This is a genomic window from Bradyrhizobium sp. Mp27 (assembly GCF_029953005.1).
Taxonomy (GTDB): Bacteria; Pseudomonadota; Alphaproteobacteria; order Rhizobiales; family Xanthobacteraceae; genus Bradyrhizobium; species Bradyrhizobium barranii.
In genome coordinates this window covers 1-4346 of sequence record NZ_JASAUS010000328.1, presented here as the reverse complement: position 1 = coordinate 4346, position 4346 = coordinate 1, and the positions used below count along the sequence as shown (strand labels likewise).

Here is a 4346-nt window from a genome sequence, read left to right as displayed (position 1 = left end):
AGCTCTTGCCCGGGAAACAAACTCAAACTAACAGTCCCTTGTCCTGCCTCGCGGGTGGAGGAATTTGACTGACCACACCCGGAGGAATTTGAAGTGACCCGCGGGGCTGTCATGCCCCGGCTTGACCGGGGCATCCAGTACGCCGCGGCCGATGTGGCGAGAGCGAGCTCTCCAGCTTCGGCCTCCGGAATACTGGATCGCCCGATCGAGTCGGGCGATGCCACCTTCAGCGTGGTTCGAGCTTTCGTCTCAGCGTCGTCACGTCCGCGTCCGCATCCGCATCATGAAGCTGTCGTAGCTGAGCTCGGCGACCTGCATCCAGGCGAGCGACTCGTTCCTGAATGCCGACAGGCTCGTGTACAGCTTGTGGAAGTGCGGGTTGGTCTTGTTGAGATCGGCGTAGATCTCGTGCGCGGCGTTGTAGCAGGCCTCGAGCACTTCCTGCGGGAACGGCTTCAGGATCGCGCCGGCCACCAGCAGACGCTTCAGCGCCGGCGGGTTGACGTAGTCGTATTTGCCGGTGACCCAGGTGAAGGTATCGCGCGAGGCCATCTCGATCACGGCCTGATAGTGCTTCGGCAGCGCGTTCCACTTGTCGAGATTCATGATGTTGTGACCTTGGCCGGTGCCTTCCCACCAGCCCGGATAGTAGTAGTATTTCGCAACCTTCACGAAGCCGAGCTTCTCGTCGTCATAGGGGCCGACCCATTCGGCGGCGTCGATCGTGCCCTTCTCCAGCGCCGGATAGATGTCGCCGCCCGCGATCTGCTGCGGCACGCCGCCGACCTTGGCGATGATCGTGCCGGCGAAGCCGCCGACGCGGAATTTCAGTCCCCTGAAATCCTCCATCGACTTGATCTCCTTCCGGAACCAGCCGCCCATCTGGGCGCCGGTCGAGCCGGTGGGAATGCCGACCGCGTTGTATTCCTTCAGCAGATCGTTGAGCATTTCCGTGCCGCCGCCGAACAGCAGCCAGGAAATATGAGCCCGCGTGTTCAGTCCGAACGGCAGCGAGGTGCCGAACGTGAAGGCGGGATTCTTGCCCCAGTAATAATACAGCGCCGTGTTGCCCATCTCGACCGTGCCGTTCGACACCGCGTCGAGCACCTGCAGGCCCGGCACGATCTCGCCGGACGCGAACGGCTGGATCTGGAATTTGTTGTCGGTGGCCTCGGCCACGCGCTTGCAGAAATATTCGCAGCCGCCGTAGAGCGTATCGAGTGCCTTGGGCCAGCTCGCGGCAAGCCGCCATCTCACTTCCGGCGAAGATTGCGCGATGGCCGGCGCAGCAACCGCTGTGCTTGCCGCCAGGCCAGCGCCTGTCACTTTCAGAAATTCACGACGTTTCATGCGTATCCCTCCGTTGTGCCGATTGCTCGACTAAGGGAACGATCTTCGTGTCGTCTTTTGCTTCGCCGAGAACCGAACTTGTCTTGGGTGAAGGTGTGAGTGTGTCCGACGGCCCTTCAGGGCTCTTTGTGGATCCCGTACGTTGCGGTTCCGGCGATCAGGATGACTGGTCGCTTCACGATAAGCAAGCGGCGTCGGGACGGCTCGCAGTTGCGAAGCCGATTGGGACAACCAGCTTTGGTCCGAAACCGGAACGAAAACACGTAAAACCCCGGAGATGGCAGCATCTCCGGGGCTTCTCCGCCTTTAGTCGTGTGAGCCGTTCAGCGCCTCACGTCTTGGTCCGCATCCGCGCCATGAAGCTGTCGTAGCTCAGCTCGGCCACCTGCGTCCAAGGCAACGAGTCATTCTTGAACGCGGTCATGCTCGCATGCATCTTGCCGAAATGCGGATTGGTCTTGGAGAGATCGGCGTAGATCTCGTTGGCGGTGTTGTAGCAGGCCTCGAGCACCTCCTGCGGGAAGCCCTTGAGGATCGCACCGTTCACGATCAGCCGCTTCAGCGCCGGAGCATTCACCGCATCGTACTTTCCGGTGATCCAGGTGAAGGTGTCGCGTGACGCCGCGTCGATGGCCGCCTGGTAGTGCTTGGGCAGCGCATTCCACTTCTCGATGTTCATGATGTTGTGGCCCTGGCTCGTGCCTTCCCACCAGCCGGGATAGTAGTAGTACTTCGCGACCTTGGCGAAGCCGAGCTTCTCGTCGTCATAGGGGCCGACCCACTCGGCCGCGTCGATGGTGCCCTTCTCCAGCGCCGGATAGATGTCGCCGCCGGCGAGCTGCTGCGGCACGCAGCCGAGCTTGGCGAGGATCGTGCCGGCAAAGCCGCCGATGCGCATCTTCAGACCCTTGAGATCGTCGACCGTCTTGATCTCCTTCCTGAACCAGCCGCCCATCTGCGCGCCGGTCGATCCGGTCGGGATGCCGTAGACGTTGTGCTCTTTCAGGAGATCGTTGACGAGATCCTGTCCGCCGCCCCACAGCAACCAGGAAATCTGCTGGCGCGTGTTCAATCCGAACGGAAGGGCGGTTGCGAACGTGAATGCGGCGTTCTTGCCCCAATAGTAATAAAGCGCGGTATTGCCGATCTCGACCGTGCCGTTCGACACGGCGTCGAGCACCTGCAGGCCCGGGACGATCTCGCCCGCCGCAAAAGGCTGGATCTGGAATTTGTTGTCGGTAATGTCGGCGACCTGCTTGCAGAAATATTCGCAGCCGCCATAGAGCGTATCGAGGGCTTTCGGCCAGCTCGTGGCGTAGCGCCACCTGACCTCGGGCGACGACTGCGCGATCGCGGGCGCAGCGACTGCTGTGCTCGCGGCCAGGCCGACGCCTGTCACCTTCAGAAAATCACGACGTTTCATGCGCATCCCTTCCATTGCGTCGATGCATCGACCAGGGAACGATCTTGCTGTCGTCTTGTCTTCGCCGAGGATCGACGTTCTCTTGTTGAGATTTGTTTGAGCGTTTCCGAATGGCCCTGATGGGCTCTTGTTGCTGGAAGCCGAGCGTTGCGGTTCCGTCAGCAAGGATGACCGGACGCCCTGCGATAATCAAGCCTGATGCCTTCCTCGCAAGTGCGAACGCGGGCCAGACGCAAGTCGGAACCATCAGCGATCTGCTACTCGATTGGGCAATAACAAGGGAGGCTCGCGCATGACGGGCAAGAAGGTCGTGGTCGCTGGGGCAACCGGTCTCGTCGGCAACGCTGCGTTGCGACACTTCGGCACATCCGGCCCTTGCGAGGTCATCGCGCTGTCACGGCGCAAGCCGCGCGACCTCTACGGCGCCTGCCACGTCCCGATCGACCTTACCAGCGAAGCCGATTGCCGCCGTGCCGCGGCCGAGCTTCAGGGCGCCACCCACCTGATCTACGCCGCGCTCTACGAGGCGCCACAGCTCGTCGATGGCTGGCGCGATCCGCAGCAGATCAAGACCAACGATTTGATGCTGCGCAATTTGATGGCTGCGCTCGAGCCGGTCGCGCCGGACCTCAAGCACGTCGCTCTGTTGCAGGGCACCAAGGCTTACGGGGTTCACGTTCGCCCCCTGACGGTGCCGGCGCGCGAAGCCCGCTCCGAGATGTACGAGCAGCCCAATTTCTATTGGGCGCAGGAAAATTTCCTGCGCGAGCTTCAGGCCGGGAAAGCCTGGCACTGGAGCATCTTGCGCCCCGTTCTCATCGTCGGCCTCGCCATGGGGGGCGCCATGGATCTGATCCCGCCGCTCGGCGTCTATGCCGCGATGCTGCGCGAGCAGGGCAGGCCGCTCGACTTTCCCGGCGGCGCCGCGCGGGTGGCGCAGGCCGTCGATGTCGATCTCCTCGCGCGCGCGATCGCCTGGTCGGGCGAGGCCGAGGCGGCACAGAACGAAGCCTTCAACGTCACCAATGGCGATGTCTTCACCTGGGAGAACATCTGGCCCGCAGTGGCCGACGCGCTGGAGATGAAGCCCGGCAAGCCGGTCCCGCTATCGCTCGCCAAGGAGTTTCCCAATTGGGTCTCTTCTTGGGACGCGTTGCGACGCAAGCATGACCTCGTGTCGCCGGACCTCGTCGACTTCGTCGGCCTGTCGTTCCAGTACGCCGATTACAGCATGCGCTACGGCCAGACCGAATCCGGTCCGCCCTCGATCGTCTCGACCGTGAAGATCAACCGCGCCGGCTTCACCGAGATGATGGACACCGAGGACATGTTCCGGAAGTGGTTCAAGCAAGCCAGGGAAGAACGGCTGCTTCCATAGAGATCGCTACCACGAAGGCCCACTGCCCGCTCGAAGCACTGGTGACGGTACGCGACCTCGATCCGGAGATCGGGGTCGTTCGTACACCCAGAGCTGGCCCCGGTTGTTTGGACAGCGCCCCGCTGGATTTAAGTGGATTCCTGCCGGGTTATGCTGAACGCGGGGCTTTACGGTTTTGTCGTTGCGTCGGGAGGG

The 4346-nt window shown here is 62.2% G+C and carries 3 protein-coding genes; 1 reads left to right on the top strand and 2 read right to left on the bottom strand.

The genetic code is table 11. The features are described 5' to 3' along the window. Positions 1-258 precede the first annotated feature (258 nt). Complete coding sequence (locus QJT78_RS49080) at positions 259-1350, bottom strand: TRAP transporter substrate-binding protein (RefSeq protein ID WP_038945742.1); 1092 nt, start codon at positions 1348-1350, stop codon at positions 259-261. A 331-nt stretch (positions 1351-1681) separates the two neighbouring features. Beyond that, positions 1682-2773: a TRAP transporter substrate-binding protein DctP gene (dctP, locus tag QJT78_RS49075; protein WP_028148163.1), complete on the bottom strand. Its 1092-nt coding sequence runs from the start codon at positions 2771-2773 to the stop codon at positions 1682-1684. Between the two features lie 292 nt (positions 2774-3065). Between dctP and QJT78_RS49070 the strand changes: the two genes are divergently transcribed. After that, positions 3066-4151: an SDR family oxidoreductase gene (locus QJT78_RS49070; RefSeq protein WP_028148162.1), complete on the top strand. Its 1086-nt coding sequence runs from the start codon at positions 3066-3068 to the stop codon at positions 4149-4151. The last annotated feature ends 195 nt before the right edge of the window (positions 4152-4346 follow it).

Bases quoted from the DNA above. Each gene is read 5' to 3' on its own strand.
- QJT78_RS49080 (WP_038945742.1), bottom strand. From the start codon at position 1,350: ATGAAACGTCGTGAATTTCTGAAAGTGACAGGCGCTGGCCTGGCGGCA.
- dctP (WP_028148163.1), bottom strand. From the start codon at position 2,773: ATGAAACGTCGTGATTTTCTGAAGGTGACAGGCGTCGGCCTGGCCGCG.
- QJT78_RS49070 (WP_028148162.1), top strand. From the start codon at position 3,066: ATGACGGGCAAGAAGGTCGTGGTCGCTGGGGCAACCGGTCTCGTCGGC.